Consider the following 20,923-nt stretch of genomic DNA (forward strand, 5'->3'; position numbering starts at 1 on the left):
CGGCGTACCACACTGAAATGTCGGGACGGGGGCAGTGGTTCCCCGTCGGGATGCCGTGCGCCGGCTCGACGCTGCGGGGCGATCCGGTTAGGAGCGTCGGCATGACCGAAGCCAAACCGCCCGTCGCCCCCGTCCACGCCCACAGCTATGAACGCCACGGCGTGCGCATCGAAGATCCCTATGCCTGGCTGCGCGACCCCGGCTATCCGAAGGTCACGGACAAGGAGATACTGGGCTATCTGGAGGCGGAGAACGCCTATTTCGAGAGCGTGATGGCGCCGCATCGCGACCTGGTCGACACGTTGTTCGGGGAGATGCGCGGGCGGATCAAGGAAGACGACGCCACCGTGCCGCAAAAGGACGGCGGCTGGCTGTACTGGACCGCGTTCGAGACCGGCGGCGAATATCGCAAATGGTGGCGCAAGCCGGTCGGCGGCGGCGAGGCGCAACTGATCCTCGACGAACCCGCGCTGGCCGAGCCGCATGAATATTTCCGCCTCGGCACCATGTCGGTCAGCCCCGACGGGCGACTGATGGCCTATGCCGTCGATGTCGACGGGTCCGAGCGGTTCGAGGTTCGGGTGAAGGACCTGGAGACCGGCGCTTTGCTGGACGATGTGATCGCCGGCACGCTGTCCGACCTCGTCTGGACGAGCGATTCGCGAGGGTTCCTCTATTGCCTGGCCAACGAGCAGTGGCGCACCGACAATGCGCGCTGGCACCGGCTGGGCGACGATCCGCAAGACGATGCCGAGCTGTATCACGAGGATGACGAGGGCTTTCGCGTCGATGTCGGCGAGACGCAGTCGCGCAAATGGCTGATCATCGCGACCGGCGACCACACGACGAGCGAGGTGCGGCTGCTGCCCGCCGACGACCCCGCCGCCGAGCCGATCCTGGTGGCGCCGCGCAAGACCGGCCGCGAATACGATGTCGACGAGCATGAAGGCACGCTGTTCATCCACACCAACGACACCGATCCGATGTGGCGGCTGGTGACCGCGCCGATCGGCAACCCGCAAGAATGGACCGAGCGGATCGCGCCGTCGGACACGTTCTATATGACCGGCGTCACCTGTTTTAAGGATTTCTTCGTCGTCGAAGGACGCGACACCGGGCTCGATCAGATCGAACTGCACCGGTACGACCCGGCAATCGCGCCGGTGCGGATCGTATTTCCGGAGGCGAGCTACGTCGCCGGGCTGGGCGGCATCGCCGAATATGACGTCGACCGGCTCCGCATCGGCTATCAGTCGATGGTCACGCCGGGGACCGTCTATGACTATCATGTCGCGTCGGGCGAGCTGGAGACGCTGAAGGTCCAGGAGATCCCGAGCGGATACGACCCGGCGAACTATCGTACCGAACGGCTGACGATCACCGCGCGCGACGGGACCGAGGTGCCGTGCTCGATCGTCTATCCCAAGGATTATCCGATGGACGGGACGGGCAAGCTGTACCTCTATGCCTATGGCGCCTACGGCATCGCCATGCCGCCGGGCTTTTCCACCGGGCGGATGAGCTATCTCGACCGTGGCATGGCGTTCGCGATCGCGCATATCCGCGGCGGCGACGACCTGGGCCAGCAATGGTATCACGACGGCAAGCTGGAAAAGCGAACCAACACGTTCCACGACTTCGTCGACGTGGCGAAAGGATTGATCGCGCGCGGCTATACCTCGGCCGGCAATATCGCGATCAGCGGCGGTTCGGCGGGCGGCGAGCTGATGGGCGCGGTGGTCAACTCCAACCCGGAGCTTTGGGGCGTGGTCGTGGCCGACGTGCCTTTCGTCGACGTGCTGAACACCATGCTGGACGAGACGCTGCCGCTGACGCCGGGGGAATGGCCCGAATGGGGCAATCCGATCGAGGACAAGGCGGCGTTCGATCTGATCCGGTCGTACAGCCCCTATGACAATGTGCGGCCGCAGGAGTATCCGCCGATGTTCATTTCCGGCGGGCTGAACGATCCGCGCGTGACCTATTGGGAGCCGGCGAAATGGACGGCGAAGCTGCGCAGCGTCAAGACCGACGACAATGTGCTGGTGCTGAAGACCAATATGGGCGCGGGGCATGGCGGCAAATCGGGCCGCTGGCAGGCGCTGCGCGAAGGGGCCGAGGACATGGCGTTCGTGCTGTGGCAGTTGGGCGTGGCGCAGTAGCGCACCGCGTTTAGCGGTTGGCGAGCAACGGCTCGGTGGCGATCCGGTCCTCCGGCCGCGCGTGGACGACGCGATCGCGGCCGTTCTGCTTGGCCGCGTACAGGGCGCCGTCGGCGCGCTGATAGAGTTGCTGGAAATCGCGCGCCGCCGGCCCTGCCGTTGCCACGCCGATGCTGACGGTGACGCGCTGGCTGCCGACCAGCGCCTGATGGTCGCACGCCGCGATCTCACGCCGGACATTGTCGGCGAAGTGCGCCAGTGCGAAGCCGCTCAGCCCGGCGATCATCAGCGCGAATTCCTCTCCGCCCAGCCGCGCGGTGACGCACATCGGCCCGTCCCACCGCGAAAGCCGCTCGGCGATGGTCACGATCACCGCGTCGCCCGTGTCGTGGCCGTGGACGTCGTTGATCGCCTTGAACCGGTCGATATCCAGCACCAGCAGGGCGAGCGGCGTCGCGTCCGCCTGCGCCCGGTCGAGCAAGGGCGCGATACGCTCGAAAAAGCCGCGGCGGTTGTTGAGGCCGGTCAGCGGATCGCGGCTGGCGAGTTCGCTGGCGCGGGCCTCGGCGGCGCGGGCGCGGTCGCGCTCGATCCGCAGGCGCGCCAGCCGTCGCGTCGCTGCGATCGACAGCCACAGCGTCTGCCAGGCCGATGCGAACAGCACCAGAAGCTGCGATCCGCCGCCCCACAGCGTGGATTCGACGTCGACGAACTGGGTGAGGCCGAGCGCCGCCATCGGCACGGACCAGGCCGCGGCGAGGTCACGCGCCTCCGCGCTGCCCCGGCGCCACGCGCAGGCCAGGCAGACAGCGACGGCGAGCAGATCGGCCAGCACGAGTACGCCCAGCACCGCCCCCAGCGGCCCGATCGCGGGCCCGCGCACCAGAGCGGCGGGAATGCCGATCAGCCCCACCGCCAGGCCGAGCGCCAGCGTCGACATCCGCGCGATCCGGGGAAGGTGATGCGAGTCGAAGGGGGAAACCGCGCTGATCGTCGCGAGCGTCACCGCCAGGCAGGCGAGGAAGGTGCAGGTCTGCGCGCTGGCCGTGCCGGCAAGACCGGGGGCGAGCACCAGAACCAGTTGCGACCAGAGAAAGCCCCAGATCAGGACCGATGCGGCCCAGCCGGCATGCCAGGCGAGAAAGCGGCGCCGGACCGCGATGGCCAGCGAGACATTGTAGAGCACGCCGATCAGAAGCAGCGTGAGCGCCGCGCCGATCAGCATGGCGAGCGAGGCCGACTGTACCTCGGCCGCGCCGCTCGTGGCGGCACGGATGCGCAGCAGGCGGTGGCTGGCGAGCTTGTCGAAGCGGATCGTGGCGGCGCGCACCGGGGCGGCGCGCTGCGGCGCCTCGAACGCGACCTGTCCGCCGGCGCGCCAGTGCGAACCGAAATCTCCGCCGACGACCTGCTGCCGCACGACCGTGCCGTCGGCATAGCGAAACACCAGGACGGCCCGGTCGAAGCGCGTCTGGTGGATCATCAGCGTCAGATCGTCGGGGTCGAGGCCGGCTCGCGCCGGATCGAGGCGTAGCCACAGGCTCTGCTGCTGATAGCCGGATGGTTCGCCGGTGCACGAAAAGCGGCGCCCGGCCGGCGGGGTGTCGTCGTGGTCGAGTGCGGTGACGGCGTGGCACAGCGACCGGTTCAGTTGCAGCGGCTTCGCCCCGGCATCCGTCGGCCGGACAAGGAGAATCGCGCCGAACAGCAGGCAAAACGCGATCGCTGACGCGCCGCGCATCGTTCTTCTTCCCTCCACCATCGCCGCCTGTAATGCCACGCTTTGGTGAGCAAACGCTTACCGGCCGCGCAGGACGGTTTCGCGTTGTGGACGGGGCAGAAATCCTTGGTCGGGACGACTGGATTCGAACCAGCGACCCCCACACCCCCAGTGTGATGCGCTACCAGGCTGCGCTACGTCCCGAAACCAAGGTGGCGCCGCATCTATGCGCTGTGGCGCGCGGATGCAAGCCGGCTCGCGAATAGTTGCGCGAAAGGCGGCTAAGTGATAGCGCGCGGCGCTTGACGCCGGGGCCGTTTCGGTCCCGCTCCCACTTGACCGTTCAGGAAACAATGTTCGCAACCCCAGCCTATGCCCAGACCGCCGGAGCCGCAGGTGGCGGCGGAATCCTTGGCGGGATCGTCGGCTTCCTGCCGCTGATCCTCATTTTCGTCGCTTTCTGGTTCCTGATGATCCGGCCGCAGCAAAAGCGCATGCGCCAGCTTCAGGACGCTATTGCCGCGGTGAAGAAGGGTGATCAGGTGGTCACGGCCGGCGGCCTGGTCGGCAAGGTGACGAAGGTCGAGGAAAAATTCGTCGAGGTCGAGATCGCGGCCGGTACGAAGGTGCGGGTCGTGAAATCCACGCTCAGCGAGGTCTCGCCCGCCGGCGGTGGCAAGCCGGCGAACGACTGATGCTCGATTTTCCGCGCTGGAAGGTCTGGGGCGTCTTCGCCGCGATCCTGGTTGCGATCCTGTTCGCGATCCCCAGCTTCGTGCCCGAAAATGTGCGCGCGCAGTGGCCGTCCTGGGTCCCCACCCCGTCCGTCAACCTGGGCCTCGACCTTGCCGGCGGCAGCTATATCCTGCTCGAGGGCGACCGCGACCAGTTGCAGAGCGACCGGCTGGAGCGGATGCGCGATTCGGTCGCCGAGGCGATGCGCAAGGACCCGCGCATCGCGATCGGCGACATTTCCTCGCGCGAGGGACGCGTCACCTTCATGGTGCGCGACGCCAACGATGTCGATGCCGCGCGCGAACGGTTGCTGGAGATCACCGGTAGCGGCGCGGGGCTGAGCGGTCAGCGCGAATGGAATGTCGAAGTGGTCGATTCGACCCGCTTCGTCATCACCCCGACCGAGGCCGGCCAGTCCGAAGCGCTCGACCAGGCGATGGAGGATGCGCGCGAGAATGTGAACCGGCGCATCAACGCGCTCGGCACGCGCGAGCCGACCATCGTGCGCCAGGGCGACGACCGCATCGTCGTCCAGGTGCCGGGCCTGCAGGACCCGAAAGCGCTGGTGGACCTGCTGGGCAAGACCGCGAAGCTCGAATTCAAGATGGTCGACGAAAATGCCGACCCGGCGATGGTCGCCAAGGGCAATGCGCCCATCGGCGACGTGGTGCTGCCCTATCCCGAAGCGGGGCAGAATATCGCGCTCGACCGTTCGACGCTGATTTCCGGCGACATGCTGACCGATGCGCGCCAGGCGTTCAGCCCGACCACGGGGCAGCCGATCGTCACCATGGATTTCAATTCCGAAGGCGGCCGGCGCTTCGCGCGCGCAACGCAGGACAATGTCGGCAAGCGCTTCGCCATCATCGTCGACGACCTCGTCATCTCCGCGCCGCGGATCAATTCGCAGATCCTGGGCGGCAGCGCGATGATCGAGGGCGGATTCACCGTCGAATCGGCCAACGAACTCGCGATCGCGCTGCGCTCGGGCAAGCTGCCTATTCCGCTCAAGGTGATCGACCAGTCGACGATCAGCCCCGAACTAGGCGCCGATTCGATCAGCAAGGGCGGGCTCGCGGCCGGCATTGCGACGGTGGCGGTCATCGTTTTCATGCTGATCACCTATTTCCGCTTCGGCGTGTACGCGACCGTGGCGTTGATCGTGAACATCCTGATGATCATCGGCATCATGGCGATCTTCAACGCGACGCTGACGCTGCCCGGTATCGCCGGGTTCGTGCTGACGATCGGCGCGGCGGTGGACGCCAACGTGCTGATCAACGAACGCATCCGCGAGGAACAGCGGCGCGGCCGGTCGGTGCTGCATTCGGTGGAGTTCGGCTATAAGGAAGCCAGCCGGGCGATCTTCGATGCGAACATCACCAACGTGATCGCCGCGTTCATCATGTTCATCTTCGGGTCCGGCCCGATCCGCGGCTTCGCGGTGGTGCTGACCATCGGCATCGTCACGAGCGTCTTCACCGCCGTCACCTTCACCCGGTTGATGGTGGCCAACTGGCTGAAGACCCGCCCGCGCGAGCTTGTGATTTGAGGTTGCCCATGCGTCCGCTGAAACTCGTCCCCGAAAACACCAATATCGACTTCCTGCGCTGGCGGCACATCGCCGCGTTCCTGTCGCTGGCGCTGATGATCGGTTCGATCGTGCTGGTCGGCACGCGCGGCCTGAATTTCGGCATCGACTTCGAAGGCGGCCAGATGGCGCGTGTGACCTTTGCCAAGAAGGTGCCGTTGCAGGACATTCGCGAGCGCGTGAACGGCCTGGGCCTGGGCGAGGCGTCGATCCAGGAGTTCGGCGACAGCAACGAGGTGTCGATCCGCCTGCCCGTGCCGGAAGGCGACGAAGGCGCCTCCAGCCGGGCGGCGACGCGGCTGCGCGCGCTGATCGAGAACAATTATCCCGGCGCGCATGTCGGCTCGGTCGAGGCGGTTTCGGGCAAGGTGTCGCAAGAGCTGTTCCGCAAGGGCGCGCTGGCGCTGGGCCTCGCGATGCTGGCGATCTCGATCTACATCTGGGTGCGGTTCGAATGGCAGTTCGGCATCGGCGCGCTGTTCTCGCTGTTCCACGACATCGTCATCACGCTGGGATTCTTCGCGCTGACGCAGCTCGAATTCAACCTGAACATCATCGCCGCCCTGCTGACGATCATCGGGTATTCGCTGAACGACACGATCGTCGTCTATGACCGCGTGCGCGAGAATCTGCGCAAATATCGCAAGATGGACATCACGCCGCTGCTGAACCTGTCGACCAACGAGACGCTGGCGCGCACCATCGTCACATCGCTGACGCTGATCATCGCGCTTGCCACGCTCGTCGTCCTGGGGCCGGAAGTGATCTTCGGCTTTTCCTCGGCGATGCTGCTGGGCATCCTGATCGGCACCTATTCGTCCATCTACATCGCCAACCCGATCCTGATCTGGCTGAAGGTCGGCACGCACAGCTTCGTGCCGCGCGAGGCCGCATCGCCGAAGGGGGCCGAGCGGGTGGCACCCCGGGAACGCCCCTGATGCGCTTCACGCGCGACGAACGGGGCGAAGGGCCGATCATCACCGGCATCGTCGGTCGCGGCTTCCGCGTCGACGAGGGCGTGTACGAAGGCCTGCTGATCACGCCCGAGCGCGCCGACGGCTGGGATCCGCCCGCGCTCGCCGATCTGGGCGAGGACGATCTGGCGCCGATCCTGGCGCTCGATCCGGTGCCCGAATTCCTGATCCTCGGCACCGGCGCGAAAATGTTGCTGCCGCCGCCGCGGCTGACAGCGGCGCTGGAGGCGCGCGGGATCGGCATCGAGCCGATGGACAGCCGGGCCGCGGCGCGCGCCTGGGGCGTGCTGCGCGCCGAATTGCGCTGGGTCGCGGGTGCGCTCTACCCGCTGGATTAGAGGCGGTCCAACGGTCGAGATGACGGTTTCCTTCCCTGAAAGGATGCCTCTGCAAAAGGCGCGAAACGGAAGCCTCTTTCGTCATGCTGAACGTGTTCCAGCATCCACCTGGCTGTAATATCAAACGCTTAAGTTAAGCGGCTCGGTGGACCCGGCCTCCGCCGGAGAGACGAGAATGGGTTTCGCAGAGGAATCCTGAAAGGGGAGGTGGCAGCCCGAAGGGCTGACGGAGGGGTTTCCCCGCCGGCCGGAATACCCCTCCACCGCGCTGTGCGCGGTCCCCCTCCCTCTGCCGGGGGAGGATTTCCAGCCCGCGTTATCCGCGATGCGATCGCACCAGCCGGGCCAGGTGGTCGTGGAGCGCCTCTGCATTCGCCTGCCAGCTATAAGGCGCCGCCGCTGCCCGCACGCTTTCGGCGTCGGGAGGACGGGCAAGTAGGTCGGCGATGGCGGCGGCGAAGCCTTTGGGCGTGCGCGGCGCGATGCGGCCGGCATCGCCGTTGGCGAGCAGTTCGCGAGCGCCGCCGACATCGGTGATGACGATCGGGGTGCCGCTGGCCAGCGCCTCGACCCAGGCATTGGCCAGCCCTTCGGAGGCCGAGGCGAGCGCCATCACGTCGGCGGCGGCGAACAGGGGCGGCAGGTCGGCATGCGGCACCGCCCCCAGCAGCCGCACCCGGGATTGCAGCCCGCGCGCGGCGATTCGCGCGGCCAGGCGGCGGCGATCCTCGCCCTCGCCGGCAATCCACAGATGCGCCGTCGGCAGGCGCAGCAGCGCGTCGACCAGGATGTGGTGCCCCTTGCGCGGGATCAGCGCGCCCACCGACAGGATCAGCGGCGCTGCCGGTCGGCCGATCCGCGCCGCGCCGTCGCCGGCAGCGAAGCGTTGATGGTCGACGCCGGTGCGGTGAACCGCGATGCGCTCGCGCGGCGGCCCCAATGCGGCGATATCGTCCGCCATCGCGCCGGACACGGCGAGAATCCCATCGGCGCGGCGGGCGGCGGCGGCGACCTGCGCGGTCGTCGCGGGGGCATGGCCCCAATGATGAATGTCGGCGCCGCGCGCCTTGATCGAGACGGGAACGCCGTAGCGCCGTCCCAGCGCGATCGCGGCGGGGCCATCGGGGAAGAAGAACTCGGCGTCGATGACGTCGAAGGGAAAACGCTCCCGTAGCGTATCGAGCAGCGGAACGAGCGCGCGGTGCAGCGCCGGCGCGTGAAACCGGCCGCCCGTGCCCGGCAGCGTGCGAAAGCGTGGGCGCCAGACGTTCAGGCCGCTCCGGCTTTCCTTCGTCGGCAGGCCGGCAAGCGCGCGATGGCGGGGAAGACGCGACAGCGGGAAGGGGGGCAGGCCGACGGGTGCGACCACGGCTACCCCGACATCGGCGCGCGCCGCGAGGCCGAGCGTCTGGCGCTCGACGAAGATCCCGAAATTGGGTCGCGACGCGTCAGGGAACAGCGTCGACAGCGTCAGCACCCGCATCATGCGTTCGGTTCTAGCGGCGCAAGGGTTAATGTCGCGCTGACATATCGGCCCGGCCGCGGCTGGGCAAAAAACCGGCGCCGAACGGGTTTCGCCCGCCCGGCGCCGGCCGATTTCGCCATACCCGCCGCGCGGGCGGGCGGGCACGGTTTATGCGTCGAGGCTGTGCTCGAGCGTGATTTCCGCCTTGAGAAGCTTGGAGATCGGGCAGTTCGCCTTGGCACCCTCGGCAATGCGTGCGAACGCATCCCCGTCGATGCCGTCGACCTTCGCCTTCAGCTTGAGGTCGGACCGGGTGACGGAAAATCCGTCGCCGTCCTTTTCCAGCGTCACCTTCGTCTCGGTCTCCAGCGTGCCGGTCTCGTACCCTTCCTTCGCCAGCGCGAAGCTGAGGGCCATGGTGAAGCAGCTCGCATGGGCGGCGGCGATCAGTTCTTCCGGGTTGGTTCCCGGCTCGTCCTCGAACCGGGTGGTGAACCCGTAATTCTGATCGCGCAATACGCCGGACCGGGTGGACACGAAACCCTTCCCGTCCTTGCCGAGGCCTTCATAGCGGGCGGTGGCGGTTCTGGTCGTCATGCTGTCCTCACTGGCACTTCACATCGCCCTTGTCGACCTGCTGGCCGGCGATCGCGCCGCCGGCAGCGCCGATGATCGTGCCCAGCGTCTTGGAACCGCCCGGCGCGATGATGTTGCCGAGCACGCCGCCGGCCAGGCCGCCGACGATCAGGCCCGTCGTGCCGTCGTCGCGCTTGCAGTAATAGCGGCCATCGGACCCGCGATAGACCACGTCGTTCTTGTCGAGCGGGCGGGGTTGATAGTCGCCCGAGCGATAATAGCGCGACGCGTCGTAATAACCGTCATTGCCATAGCCCGTGTCGCCACCAAGGCCGCCGCCCAGACCGTATTGGCTGCAGCCGCCGACCATCGTCATCGCCGCGGCGCCGGCCGCGATCATAAGCTTGTTCTTCATCATATTTCTCCTGTTGCGTTGTTATCGGCGGGAATAACTGCCGCCGGCAGTGGCGTTACTTGCAGCGGCTGGCGCCGCGTTCGATTTCGCGTCCGGCGAGGGCGCCGGCCGCTGCGCCGGCGACGGTTCCCACCGTCCGGTCGCCGTCCGTATCGATCGTGCGGCCGAGAAGCGCACCCGCCACGCCGCCGACGACGAGGCCGGTCGTGCCGTCCGGCTTGCGACAGTAATAGCGGCCGTCGCGACCCTTCCATTCCTTGTACTTGTGGTGTCGTCCGTGATCGTGCCGCTTGCGCGGCCCGGCTTCGGCCTGCGACGCCGGCAGGATTGCGGCTGCGGGAACCGCGAGAGAGAGTGCCGTGATCGCACTGACGAGATTACGCATCGATTACTCCACCTTTCGCTGAACGTGGGGATGAACGACCGGACCGCCGGAGAGTTTCATGAACGAAACGACAGGAAGGGACGCGGGCCGCCGCAAGGCGTGGCAGCGCACCGGCGGCGGAGCGCTATGGCAGGAAAGGGGCGAAAATGCCGGGCGGTGCGGATCTTTCCACGATATCCACGTTATCAACAGTGCCGCTATGTTCTTTGTGCTTGGAGCGACTCGCGTGGCGGAGTCACGATCTGCTGGTAGCCGGACGGATCCGAGGCGAGAAATTGCCGGGGAAACAGAAGGTTGCAATGCGGAAGCGGCGTGCAGGTGCCTTTGGAAACCGCAGGTCGTGGACGTACGGACGGTCTGAGACGCTCGGTGAAGCGCGATCCAGCTTCGGCGAAGATCGCGAGTAACCGATAGGCAAGGCCGCCCGAACGCGCCGACCTTCGTTTCGGTGAAGGCAGCGTGGTGCGGAACCCGGATTCCGGTCCGGGCGAAGCAGGCCGCCGAGGTCGAAAGCGCGCCTCGCCCTGGGGCGAAGACGTTTCCGGCCCCGGTGACCGACATGCGGTTCGTCAGCCCTTGCCGGCGCGGACCGTGTGATGCCGCCGATGGACGAGGGGTTCCCCGGAACCGCGTGCCCGCGAAAGCCGGCGACATGGGGGGCTGGCAGCGATGCCGGCCCCCCTTTTACGTCCGGCGGTGACGGGCGCGCGGTTAGAGGCAATGTTGTCCCGGACTCTGCGTTGTGCCGGACTCTGCGGGCGGCCCTTTTTTATACTCCCGCGCACCTTACCGCGAAGGCGGGAGCCCAGCCTGGAGTGGCGGGGACACCGGATTCCGAATTTCCGGGAAAGTTCAGGCTGATCGCAAAACCGAAAGCGTTCGCCTCTAGTCGCGCAGGGGATAGCGGGCGATTGCTTCGTAGCTCGCGCCTTCGCTGCCCAGCGTGCTGCGATAGAGCAGGAAATGGTGAAAGGGCAGGGGCGGCGACTCGAGCCCGGCATGTTCCTCGCGAAAGCGGCTGGTCGAGCTGCTCGTGCTGTTCAACCGTGCCAGCGTGATGTGCGGGAGATAGGCGCGACGCTCCGTCTCCAGCCCGAGTTCGACCAGGCGGCGGTCGATCTTGCGATGCAGTTCGGCCACCCGGTGCGTCGGCCCGAGCCCGGCCCAGAGCGCGCGGGGACGATCGGGCGGGCCGAACTGGCCGATCCCGGCGAGCGCCAGGTCGAAGGACGGAAAACGGACGTGCCCCAGGCCCGCCGCGATGTCTTCGGCCAGCGGGCGCTCGACCTCGCCGATGAAGCGCAGCGTGCAATGGAGCTGTTCGGCCGATTGCCAGCGCGCGTTTTCGATGCCGCCCATGACGGCCAGCAATCGTTCGCGCATGGCGCGCGGCGGCCGCAATCCGACGAACAGGCGGTGCATGCGAATGCTCCTTGTCAGCAACAATATGTAACAATCGGGCGGTCCCGGTTTCGCTTGAAATAACATGCCTGCGGGCCGATATTACACCCAACCGGCACCGTTGTCGGGCAAAGGAGTTCAAGATGGCAAACTGGTCTGATCCCCGGACGACCGCCGCACGTTATGCGACGGGCGCAGATACGCGCTCCGACGCGTATGATGCGGGGCTGCGGTCCTATATGCTTTCGGTTTACAACTACATGGCGTCGGGCGTGCTGCTGACCGGCATCGTCGCGATGTTCTTCGCGATGAGCGGCGCGGCCGCATCGCTGTTCAACCCGGCCACCGGCGGCACGTCGGTGCTGGGCTGGATCGTAATGCTGGCGCCGCTTGGCATCGTCTTCGCGATGAGCTTCGGCCAGGCCCGGATGAAGACATCGACGCTGCAGATGCTCTATTGGGGCTTCGCGGTGCTGATGGGGCTGTCGCTGTCGACCATTTTCCTGGTCTATACCGGCACGTCGATTGCCCAGGCGTTCTTCGCGACCGCCGCCGGCTTCGCCGGGCTCAGCCTGTACGGCTATACGACGAAGAAGGATCTGTCGGGCCTCGGCACCTTCCTGATCATGGGACTGGTCGGCCTGATCGTGGCGATGCTGCTCAACGCCTTCTTCTTTCAGTCGGGCACGATGGGCCTGGTGATCTCCATGCTGGGCGTGCTGATCTTCGCCGGGCTCACCGCCTATGACACGCAGAAGATCAAGAGCATGTACGCCCATGTCGCGGGCACCGAGATGATGGGCAAGGTCGTGATCATGGGCGCGCTGAGCCTCTATCTCGACTTCATCAACATGTTCCTGTTCCTGCTCCGCCTGATGGGCAACAGCAGGAGCTGATCCCGAACGGGAAGTTCAAGACGACGAAGGGCCGGCGGGGCGACCTGCCGGCCCTTTTTCGTGGAGGGCCGGTGTGGCGGGATGGGTGTCGAAACGAGCTTCAACGGCGGATAAAGCAACGTCGAGGCATCGAGCCTCGGCTTTGCCGGACCCACCCCTCGGTCCCCTTCCTTGAAAGGGAGGGGAGGTGTTCCTCTCGACATAAGCCGGCGCGGCCGTGAGTCCTCGGTCTCCTCCCTTTTCAGGATGCCTCTGCGAAACCCATTCTCGTCTCCCCGGCGGAGGCCGGGTTCACCGAGCCGCTTGGCTTAAGCGTTTGATATTGCAGCAAAGTGGATGCTGAAACAAGTTCAGCATGACGAATTAGGCTTCCGTTTCGCGCCTTTTACAGAAGTCTCCTGAAAGGGAAGGGGACCGCCGTGGGCGGTGGAGGGATGCCTCGGTAGCCCCGGCAGCGATGGTCATGCTCAGTGCAGACAGGGGCACCGCGATACCCCTCCATGCTGCGCATGGTCCCCCTCCCCCAGCGGGGGAGGATTGGAGGCGAGCGCTTTCAACCGGGTGGCAGCGTCCGGCGATCGGAGGGCCGTTCGTTTCGTATCCGCTTTGGGAACGTGGATGGGCGCCAGCCGTTATCGGGGAAACCCATTCGAGAGGGACGACAATGGCCGACGACAAGACGGGAATCGATGACCGGGCGAAGGACGGCATGTCCGTCACCCCGCCGGAGCCGGAGAGCGACGAGCAGGCGGACAAGCGCCGCAAGGAAACGTCGATAGAGGAACGGCTGGAGCGCAATCCCGAAAGCAAGGAGGCCCGCCTGGACGAGGCCGTGGAGGAATCGATGGATGCCTCCGACCCGCCGGCGACGACGCAGCCGGTGCACCGCCACGGCCCGGCACCGTCTTCGGGCTATGATGCGGAGGCAGAGCGCAAGCGCCGGCAAGACAAGGAGTGAGCGTGGCCGCCACGGACGGCGACCACCCGAGAGGACCGGAGCGCGTTCATGGCGGCTAGGAGAGGTGGCGAGGGCTGGAAGGAGCATATCGTCATCTATGCGGCGCTGGCGGCCAATATCGGCATCGCCATCGCCAAGTTCGTGGCGGCCGGCATCTCCGGCTCCTCTTCGATGTTGACGGAGGGGCTGCACTCGGTTGTCGACAGCGGCAACCAGGTGCTACTGCTATATGGCGAGCACCGGGCGAAACGGCCGCCGGACAGGCGGCGCCCCTTCGGCTATGGCCGCGAGCTGTATTTCTGGAGCTTCGTCGTCGCGATCCTGATCTTCGCGGCGGGGGCGGCCTTTTCCATATACGAAGGCTATGTCCATATCCAGGACCCGGAGGCGCTTCGCAGCGCCACCATCAGCTATATCGTCCTGGGCGTCGCAGCGGTGCTGGAGGGCGCTTCCTGGATGACCGCGGTGCGCGAATTCTCCCGATCCAAGGGCGATGCAGGCTGGTGGCGGGCCATCCGCGAATCGAAGGACCCCAGCGGCTTCATCGTGTTGTTCGAGGATTCGGCCGCGCTGGCCGGACTGGCCGTGGCGGCGCTGGGCGTGTGGGCGAGCCACGTCCTCGACATGCCGGTGCTGGACGGTGTGGCGTCGGTCGTGATTGGCTGTATCCTGGCGCTGGTCGCGGTGCTGCTGGCACGGGAGGCAAAGGGGCTGCTGATCGGCGAACCGGCCGACGCTGAGACTCTTCGCCGCATCCGCGAGATCGTCGGCGCGCACGATGCGGTGACGCGGGTGAACCACGTCCGCACCATCCATATCGCGCCGGAGGACGTCTTCGTCGCGGTGAGCGCCGATTTCGAGGATTCGATTCCCATGGGTCGCGCCGAGGGCATTATCGGGGATATCGAGGACAGGCTTCGCGAGGCCGTGCCGCGCCTGGCGTCCATCTATATCCGGCCGGAAAAGGCGCAGGACACCATGCGGCACGAAGATGCCGGCGACGGGCTGAACGGTCGCGACACCGACCGGGCGGCCCCCGCCTGACCTAGCCGGCGGAGGTTGCCAGGATGTCCAGTGCCGCGGCGGTCAGCGCCTCGGTCGCGGTGCCGATCACGGCCGGCGCGTCGGGCGCCCACTCGGCGCTGTGGAGCGAGGGAAGCTCGCGCTCGCCGGCTTGCGCTTCCTGCCACTGGTCCCGCGGTACGCCGCCGACCCAGAAGATCAGGCTGTCGATCGAATCGTCGGCGAGATGATAGCGGCCGAAATCCTCGCCACCCATCACCGCCGGCGTCTCGAACACGCGGTCCTTGCCGAAGCGTTCGGTGAACAGCGCTTGCATGCGTTTCGTCAGGTCCGGCGTATTGTAGGTCGAGGGCGTGAACTCGTCCTTCACCGTCACCGTCGGCAGCTTGTCCTCGGCGATGCCGGCGGCGATCGCTTCGCCGCGGGCGATACGGGCGATGCCGTCCAGCAATTGCCGGCGGACCTCGGGCGTGTAGCTGCGCACCGTCAGCAGCAGGGTGGCGTCGTCCGGGATGACGTTGTGCTTGGCGCCGGCGTGGAAGCTGCCGACGGTGACGACGGCGGGCGCCTGCGGGTCGACCTCGCGGCTGACCAGCGTCTGCAGCTTGCCGACGATCGCCGCGCCCAGAACGATCGGGTCCCTGGTCGCGTTGGGATAGGCGCCGTGCCCGCCGACGCCGTGGACGACGATGTCGACCGAATCGACGTTGGCCAGCGCATAACCGGGATGCAGGCCGATCGTGCCCGCGGGCATGGACGCGCTGTCGTGGAAGGCGATGGCATCCGTCGGCCTTGGGAACCGCTCGTAGAGGCCGTCTTCCAGCATCATGCGGGCGCCCTTGCCGACCTCTTCGGCCGGTTGCGCGATCATCACGAGCGTGCCCGACCAGCGGTCCTTCATCGCCGCAAGGTTTTCCGCCGTGCCGACCCAGCTCGCCATGTGCGTGTCATGGCCGCAGGCGTGCATGACGCCGGTGGTCACGCCCTCCGTGGTCGCCGTGACCTTGGAGGCGAAGGGCAGACCGGTATGTTCGGTCACCGGCAACGCGTCCATATCGGTGCGGATCAGAAGGACGGGGCCGGGGCCGTTCTTCATCACGGCGACGACACCGGTGCCGCCGACGCCGGTGGTCACGTCGAATCCGGCCTTGCGCGCCCGCTCGGCCAGGGCGGCGGCGGTCGCGGTTTCGTTCAGCGACAATTCGGGATGGCTGTGCAGGTCGCGGTAGAGGCTGACCAGGTCGGGCAGTTCCGCCTGCGTCGCATCGTGGACGGCATCGGCCGCCGCCGGCGTCGCGGCAAGGGCGGCCAGTGCCGCGCCCCCTAGGACGAACGAACGAAACATGCGTCATCTCCCCACTGTCTGTTGCGCCGGAGTGTTCACCAGGACGACAAGCGCGCAGCGTTATTCGGCGGCCCAGCGGATCGCGTTGGTCAGCAGGCGGCGATAGTTCGGATCGTCGTAGGATCCCGGCATATGCCCCAGCGCCGAATAGACGACGTGCCCCGTCGTCTGCGGGTTCGTCCAGATCACCGGATGATCGTCACCCATCGCAAGCTCTGGCGGCACGCGGTAGCTGTCCTCGTCGATGCGGGCGAGGACCGTCATGCCGCTTTCGGTCGGATTGCCGGCGAAGCTGTACCATTCGTCGCGCGGCGCCCAGGGCAGGACGACGCCCTTCATAACGGGATGATCCGGCCGGGCGATGGTGATGCGCGCGTGTTGCAAGTGATCGCCGCCGCCGGGATGGCCGATGAAGCGCGTGCCGATGACGGTATCGACATACCAGGGCGCTTCGTGGCTGCTGTCGCCAGCGGCATGGAGCGCGACGACACCGCCTCCGCCTGCGACATAGCGGGCGAATGCCGCGCGCTGATCGGGCGTCAGGAACGTGCCGGTCGCGCTGTTCAGGACGACGACGGAGAAACGGGCAAGCTGCGCATCGTTGAAGACCGCACCGTTTTCGGTGACGAAGGCCGGGTGGCCGAGGCCTTCGGCGATGTCGGCCAGCACCGCGTTCGAATGCGGGATATGCTCGATATGGCGCCAGCCATTGGTCTTCGACACGATCAGGACGCCGTCCTCGATCCCTTCGAGCAAGGCAGGGGCGACGTGATCCAGCGTCGGTTTCGGCCGGTGCGGGTCGGGTGCCGCCTGTCCGGCCGCCAGCAGCGCGGCGAGGGCAAGGGCGCGCACGATCACGGTGTTTCCCTCGCCGAATCGGCCGGAACCAGTTCGATCACGTCGAGCAGCGATTCGTAATGCGGATAGGGCAGGGCCAGCCGCCAGCGGCGATCACCCACCCGCTTGATGAAACCGGCCATGTCGCGATTGGGATCGGCGCCATATTGCAACGCCGCCTGCTCGTCACCGAGGACCAGCGTGCCCAGGAAGACGGCGCGGGTCGGGCTGTCGCGCAGGATCAGGCCGACCGGCCGCTGCGACCCGCTGACCTTGTAGAAGCCCAGCGCCTCGCCCTCATCGGTGACGCGGCAGCGGAACCAGGGATAGGCGATGAAATCGAGCATGGCCGGGCCGGCCGCGCCCAGCTTGAACGTGCGGCAGCGATACTCACCGATGGGCGGCGTGGCACCGGGCAGGGCCAGGTCGGCATTGAAGAGCGCACCCTCGGCCGCCGTTCGTTCGGGTGCGAAAGCGCGCGCACGGGGCAGGGCGGTCTTCCACGCCTTGCGCCAGTCGCGCAGACGATCGCGATCATGGGGCGTGGCCATGCTGCGCCATTGCAGCGGGGCACGCGCGGCGATCGCGGCCGGCCCGCCATCGTCCGCATGGCTGCAACCGGTCAGGGCGAGCGCCGACAGGGCGGCGACGAGCGACGATTTCGGCATCAGTGCGCGACCCTCGAACAACAAGGGTGCGAGAGTAACGCGGATTCGGCGGCTGTCGAATCCTAGATTCGTTCCGGCCCTGGTCGGGGCGGGATAGTCTGCCGGCAGATCCCCCCCGAGGGGGACCGCGCGCAGCGTGGTGGAGGGGGAGTACGGTCGGCGGGGACACCCCTCCGTCAGCCCTCCGGACTGCCACCTCCCCTTTCAGGATGGCTTTGCGAAACCCATTCTCGTCTCCCCGGCGGAGGCCGGGTCCACCGAGCCGCCTAGCTTAAGCGCTTGATATTGCAGCCAAGTGGATGCTGAAACACGTTCAGCATGACGAAAGGGGTTTCCATTTCGCGCCTTTCGCAGAGGCATCCTTTCAGGGCAGGAATGGCGTTGTCTTGCTCGGTGTCGGAACGGCTCTGGCGCACCGCACCGTCACTGGGCCGTCCAGCCGCCGTCCATGGAGTAATTGGCGCCGGTGATCGCCTTCGCCTCGTCGCGGCACAGGAAAACGGCGAGGGCGGCCACTTCCTCGGGCATGACGAACTGCTTGGTCGGCTGTGCCGCAAGCAGCACGTCGTTCATCACCTGCTCGCGCGTCAGCCCGCGCGACTTCATCGTGTCGGGGATCTGATTCTCGACCAGCGGCGTCCAGACATAGCCGGGCGAGATGCAGTTGACGGTGATGCCGTCGGTCGCGGTTTCCAGCGCCAGCGTCTTGGTCAGTCCGGCGATGCCGTGCTTCGCCATGATATAGGCGGTCTTGTTGGGGCTGGCGACCAGGCTGTGGGCGGACGCGGTGGACAGGATCCGGCCCCAGCCCTTTTCCTTCATGTGCGGGATCGCCGCGCGGAACAGATACCAGGCCGAGGTCATGTTGATCTTCATGATCGCCTCGAACTTTTCCGGCGGGAAATCCTCGATCCTGGCGACGTGCTGGATGCCGGCATTGGCGATGACGATGTCGGGGCCGCCCAGTTCGGCATGGCAGCGCCGCACCATCGCCTCGATCCGGTCGGGCTTCGTCATGTCGGCGGCGTCGTAGAGCGCCTTGGCGCCGCTGGTTTCCTCGAGCGCCGCACGCTCCTTCTCGATCTCGCCCTCGTCGCCGAAGCCGTTGATCACCACGCTGGCGCCTTCGGTCGCGAACGCCTTGGCATATGCAAGGCCGATGCCGGAGGTCGAACCGGTGATGATGACGCTTTTGCCCTTCAGGAACATGTGCGGGACTCCTTGCTAGCGGTGGGTGAGGTCGAAGGCGGCGGTCCGGCCGTCGATGATGTTCTGCGCGATCAGGCGTGCGTTCGCCATGGTCTCCGCCACCGCCGCCTCGCCCGCATGCCAATGCTCGCGCATCGTGCGCTGCGAAAATTCGAAGTCGCGGCTGCCGCCTTCCCAGGCATTGGCGCGGTAGATCAGATGGACGAGGTTGACCGGCATCTCCGCCGCCTGTTCGCCGAGGGCGACGACGTCGGGATCGTCCTTCAGATCGTCGGGAAGCTTGGCCAGCACCTTGCGGATCGCCGCACGTTCCTCGCGCAGGCGCATGCGTTCCGCCGTCACGGCCCGGGTGCGGCTGGAAAAGCGGATTTCCTTTTCGCGCGCCATCACGTCCAGGATCGTCTTCGGCCGGTCGTCGATGGCGCTGAACAGGTCGACCTGGAACACCAGCATCGAATCGCGCTGATGGTCGAGGACATGGGTGAGCGGCGTGTTGGAGACGAGCCCGCCGTCCCAATACCAGCGCCCGTCGATCTCGACCGGCGGCAGGCCCGGCGGCAGCGCGCCCGACGCCATGACGTGGCGCGCATCGATACGGCACTCGCTGGTGTCGAAATAGCGGAAATTGCCCGTCTCTATATCGACCGCGCCCACCGACAGGCGCATCGGCCCATCGTTCAGCAGGTCCCAGTCGACGAGATCGTCCAGCGTCGCGGCGAGCGGGCTGCTGTCGTAGAAGCTCAGTGCCTCGGGCGTGCCGGGAAGGGCCATGGCCGGCGGCACCGGACGCGGGCGGAAGAAGCCGGGAACGCCCGTCGCCATCACCATGCCGGCGGACCATTCGTGCAGTACCTCGCGCAGCGCGTCCTGCGGCCAGATGGGAAAGCTGGGCAGCGCGCTCGTCGCCTCGTCCCAGAAGGCGCGCAGGGCCGCCACGCGCCGTTCCGGCGGATTGCCGGCGACCAGGGCGGCATTGATCGCGCCGATCGAGATGCCGGCGACCCAGTCGATCCCGATTTCCGCCTCACCCAGCGCCTCGATCACGCCCGCCTGATAGCTGCCCAGCGCGCCGCCGCCCTGCAGCACCAGCGCCACGCATCCGGGCAGCGGCATGGCCGTCCGGCTGCGGCGCTGCGATCTGGGGTCGGCATCGGCCATTACGCCCCAGATGGCGTTAATTGTGCGGCGCATCAAGCGCGGCCGCACAAAAAGCTGGTGCAACCATCGCGGCACTGGCGCAATATCACGGCATCGCCTTCAGGAAGGACGCAGGACATGCGGCTCGACGATTTCGATCCGGACATCAACGTTGGCGACCAGCGCGGCCGGGGCGGCGGCTTCGGCGGCGGCGGGCTGCTGCTGGGGCTGTTGCCGCTGATCTTCAGCCGGTTCGGGCTGGGCGGGGTGATCGTTGTCGTGGCGGTGCTGTTCTTCCTGGGCGGCAACCCGCTGGGGCTGGTCGGTGGCGATCAGGCGCCCAGCGGGCAGGTCGGCTATTCGGAGGGCGGCGCGGGCACGGATGCCACGCGCGCCTGCACGGTGGACGCGGCCAGCAAGGCCGCCTGCGATGCCTTCAGTTCGGCGAACGAGACATGGCGCGCGATCTTTCGCGACGCGGGCGCGGCCTTTCGCGAGCCCTCGCTCCAATTCTACGGCGGCAGCGGCCGGTCGGGGTGCGGCGCGGCGCAGGCGGCGATGGGGCCGTTCTATTGCCCCGCCGATCAGGGCATCTATCTCGACACCGGCTTTTTCGACGAATTGGCCGAGCGATACGGCGCGCGCGGCGATTTCGCGCAGGATTATGTGATCGCGCACGAATTCGGGCACCATGTCCAGAACCTGCTCGGCACGTCGGCCCAGGTGGCGCGGGCGCAGGCGGGGCTGGGCGACACGGCCGGCAACCGCCTGTCGGTGATGCTGGAACTGCAGGCCGACTGCTATGCCGGCATCTGGGCCGCGCACAACCGGAACCGGCTGGAACCCGGCGATATCGAGGAGGGGATGACCGCCGCCAACGCGATCGGCGACGATACGCTGCAGCGCGAGGCGCGGGGCCGGGTCATGCCCGACAGCTTCACCCATGGCACGTCGCAGCAGCGGATGCACTGGCTGCGCGTCGGGCTGGAAAGCGGCGACCCGGCGGCATGCAACACGTTCGAGGCGCTGTCCTGAACGACGTGGCGGATGCCTTTCGTCTTTAGGGGGTACGAGCAGCACGGCACCGC

Annotated in this window: 20 protein-coding genes and 1 tRNA gene; 9 read left to right on the forward strand and 12 right to left on the reverse strand. The window is 66.9% G+C overall.

Annotated elements, in window-relative coordinates; genetic code table 11:
• The first annotated feature begins 101 nt into the window (after window positions 1–101).
• The gene (locus tag RPR59_RS03775) at window positions 102–2,162 is read left to right on the forward strand and encodes a S9 family peptidase (protein WP_313916812.1); all 2,061 of its coding nucleotides are present in this window, start codon (window positions 102–104) and stop codon (window positions 2,160–2,162) included.
• A gap of 10 nt (window positions 2,163–2,172) precedes the next feature.
• On the opposite strand, the gene RPR59_RS03780 is transcribed toward RPR59_RS03775, so the two are convergent.
• Window positions 2,173–3,903, reverse strand: coding sequence for a GGDEF domain-containing protein (locus RPR59_RS03780; protein ID WP_313916814.1), 1,731 nt, complete (start codon window positions 3,901–3,903; stop codon window positions 2,173–2,175).
• A 106-nt stretch (window positions 3,904–4,009) separates the two neighbouring features.
• Window positions 4,010–4,086, reverse strand: a tRNA-Pro gene (locus RPR59_RS03785).
• Between the two features lie 149 nt (window positions 4,087–4,235).
• Between RPR59_RS03785 and yajC the strand changes: the two genes are divergently transcribed.
• The 4 genes from yajC to RPR59_RS03805 are packed head-to-tail and all read left to right on the forward strand — an operon-like array spanning window position 4,236 to window position 7,520.
• Window positions 4,236–4,577 carry a preprotein translocase subunit YajC gene (gene yajC / locus RPR59_RS03790; protein WP_313916816.1) on the forward strand — a complete coding sequence of 114 codons (342 nt, stop codon included), beginning with the start codon at window positions 4,236–4,238 and terminating at the stop codon, window positions 4,575–4,577.
• Complete coding sequence (secD, locus tag RPR59_RS03795; RefSeq protein ID WP_313916819.1) at window positions 4,577–6,169, forward strand: protein translocase subunit SecD; 1,593 nt, start codon at window positions 4,577–4,579, stop codon at window positions 6,167–6,169. Before yajC ends, secD begins: the two co-directional genes overlap by 1 nt.
• A gap of 8 nt (window positions 6,170–6,177) precedes the next feature.
• On the forward strand, window positions 6,178–7,146 hold the full coding sequence (gene secF, locus RPR59_RS03800) for a protein translocase subunit SecF (protein ID WP_313916821.1): 969 nt from the start codon (window positions 6,178–6,180) through the stop codon (window positions 7,144–7,146).
• A complete protein-coding gene (locus tag RPR59_RS03805) occupies window positions 7,146–7,520 on the forward strand; it encodes an Mth938-like domain-containing protein (RefSeq protein WP_313916823.1) in 375 nt (124 codons plus the stop codon). Before secF ends, RPR59_RS03805 begins: the two co-directional genes overlap by 1 nt.
• Window positions 7,521–7,836: 316 nt before the next feature.
• On the opposite strand, the gene RPR59_RS03810 is transcribed toward RPR59_RS03805, so the two are convergent.
• From RPR59_RS03810 to thpR, 5 genes are all read right to left on the reverse strand, one after another.
• Window positions 7,837–9,006: a glycosyltransferase gene (locus tag RPR59_RS03810; protein WP_313916826.1), complete on the reverse strand. Its 1,170-nt coding sequence runs from the start codon at window positions 9,004–9,006 to the stop codon at window positions 7,837–7,839.
• Window positions 9,007–9,153: 147 nt separating this feature from the next.
• Window positions 9,154–9,582 carry an OsmC family protein gene (locus tag RPR59_RS03815; RefSeq protein WP_313916828.1) on the reverse strand — a complete coding sequence of 143 codons (429 nt, stop codon included), beginning with the start codon at window positions 9,580–9,582 and terminating at the stop codon, window positions 9,154–9,156.
• A gap of 7 nt (window positions 9,583–9,589) precedes the next feature.
• Window positions 9,590–9,976: a glycine zipper 2TM domain-containing protein gene (locus RPR59_RS03820; RefSeq protein ID WP_313916830.1), complete on the reverse strand. Its 387-nt coding sequence runs from the start codon at window positions 9,974–9,976 to the stop codon at window positions 9,590–9,592.
• A gap of 55 nt (window positions 9,977–10,031) precedes the next feature.
• Entirely contained in the window at window positions 10,032–10,361 is a 330-nt protein-coding gene (locus RPR59_RS03825) for a glycine zipper 2TM domain-containing protein (protein WP_313916832.1), read from the reverse strand.
• Between the two features lie 885 nt (window positions 10,362–11,246).
• A complete protein-coding gene (thpR, locus tag RPR59_RS03830) occupies window positions 11,247–11,783 on the reverse strand; it encodes an RNA 2',3'-cyclic phosphodiesterase (RefSeq protein ID WP_313916834.1) in 537 nt (178 codons plus the stop codon).
• A gap of 122 nt (window positions 11,784–11,905) precedes the next feature.
• Here thpR and RPR59_RS03835 point away from each other — a divergent pair, with 122 nt between their 5' ends.
• The 3 genes from RPR59_RS03835 (at window position 11,906) to RPR59_RS03845 (ending at window position 14,660) form a co-directional block, all read left to right on the forward strand.
• A complete protein-coding gene (locus tag RPR59_RS03835; protein ID WP_313916836.1) occupies window positions 11,906–12,658 on the forward strand; it encodes a Bax inhibitor-1/YccA family protein in 753 nt (250 codons plus the stop codon).
• A gap of 664 nt (window positions 12,659–13,322) precedes the next feature.
• The gene (locus RPR59_RS03840) at window positions 13,323–13,616 is read left to right on the forward strand and encodes a hypothetical protein (protein ID WP_313916838.1); all 294 of its coding nucleotides are present in this window, start codon (window positions 13,323–13,325) and stop codon (window positions 13,614–13,616) included.
• Between the two features lie 48 nt (window positions 13,617–13,664).
• The gene (locus tag RPR59_RS03845; protein WP_313916840.1) at window positions 13,665–14,660 is read left to right on the forward strand and encodes a cation diffusion facilitator family transporter; all 996 of its coding nucleotides are present in this window, start codon (window positions 13,665–13,667) and stop codon (window positions 14,658–14,660) included.
• Between the two features lies 1 nt (window position 14,661).
• Here the strand turns inward: RPR59_RS03845 and RPR59_RS03850 are convergent, their stop codons facing one another.
• The 5 genes from RPR59_RS03850 to RPR59_RS03870 all read right to left on the reverse strand — a co-directional run bounded on the left by RPR59_RS03850 (window position 14,662) and on the right by RPR59_RS03870 (window position 19,856).
• A complete protein-coding gene (locus RPR59_RS03850; protein ID WP_313916843.1) occupies window positions 14,662–15,984 on the reverse strand; it encodes an amidohydrolase in 1,323 nt (440 codons plus the stop codon).
• A gap of 60 nt (window positions 15,985–16,044) precedes the next feature.
• Complete coding sequence (locus RPR59_RS03855) at window positions 16,045–16,842, reverse strand: ThuA domain-containing protein (protein ID WP_313916845.1); 798 nt, start codon at window positions 16,840–16,842, stop codon at window positions 16,045–16,047.
• A complete protein-coding gene (locus tag RPR59_RS03860) occupies window positions 16,839–17,489 on the reverse strand; it encodes a DUF4893 domain-containing protein (RefSeq protein WP_313916847.1) in 651 nt (216 codons plus the stop codon). Before RPR59_RS03860 ends, RPR59_RS03855 begins: the two co-directional genes overlap by 4 nt.
• Before the next feature lie 423 nt (window positions 17,490–17,912).
• Complete coding sequence (locus tag RPR59_RS03865) at window positions 17,913–18,698, reverse strand: 3-hydroxybutyrate dehydrogenase (protein WP_313916849.1); 786 nt, start codon at window positions 18,696–18,698, stop codon at window positions 17,913–17,915.
• A gap of 15 nt (window positions 18,699–18,713) precedes the next feature.
• Window positions 18,714–19,856 (reverse strand): patatin-like phospholipase family protein, encoded by a 1,143-nt coding sequence (locus RPR59_RS03870; RefSeq protein ID WP_313918313.1) that lies wholly within the window; start codon window positions 19,854–19,856, stop codon window positions 18,714–18,716.
• Between the two features lie 117 nt (window positions 19,857–19,973).
• Between RPR59_RS03870 and ypfJ the strand changes: the two genes are divergently transcribed.
• Window positions 19,974–20,870, forward strand: coding sequence for a KPN_02809 family neutral zinc metallopeptidase (ypfJ, locus tag RPR59_RS03875; protein ID WP_313916851.1), 897 nt, complete (start codon window positions 19,974–19,976; stop codon window positions 20,868–20,870).
• Window positions 20,871–20,923: the final 53 nt, after the last annotated feature.

The organism is Stakelama saccharophila (genome assembly GCF_032229225.1).
GTDB lineage: Bacteria > Pseudomonadota > Alphaproteobacteria > Sphingomonadales > Sphingomonadaceae > Sphingomonas > Sphingomonas saccharophila.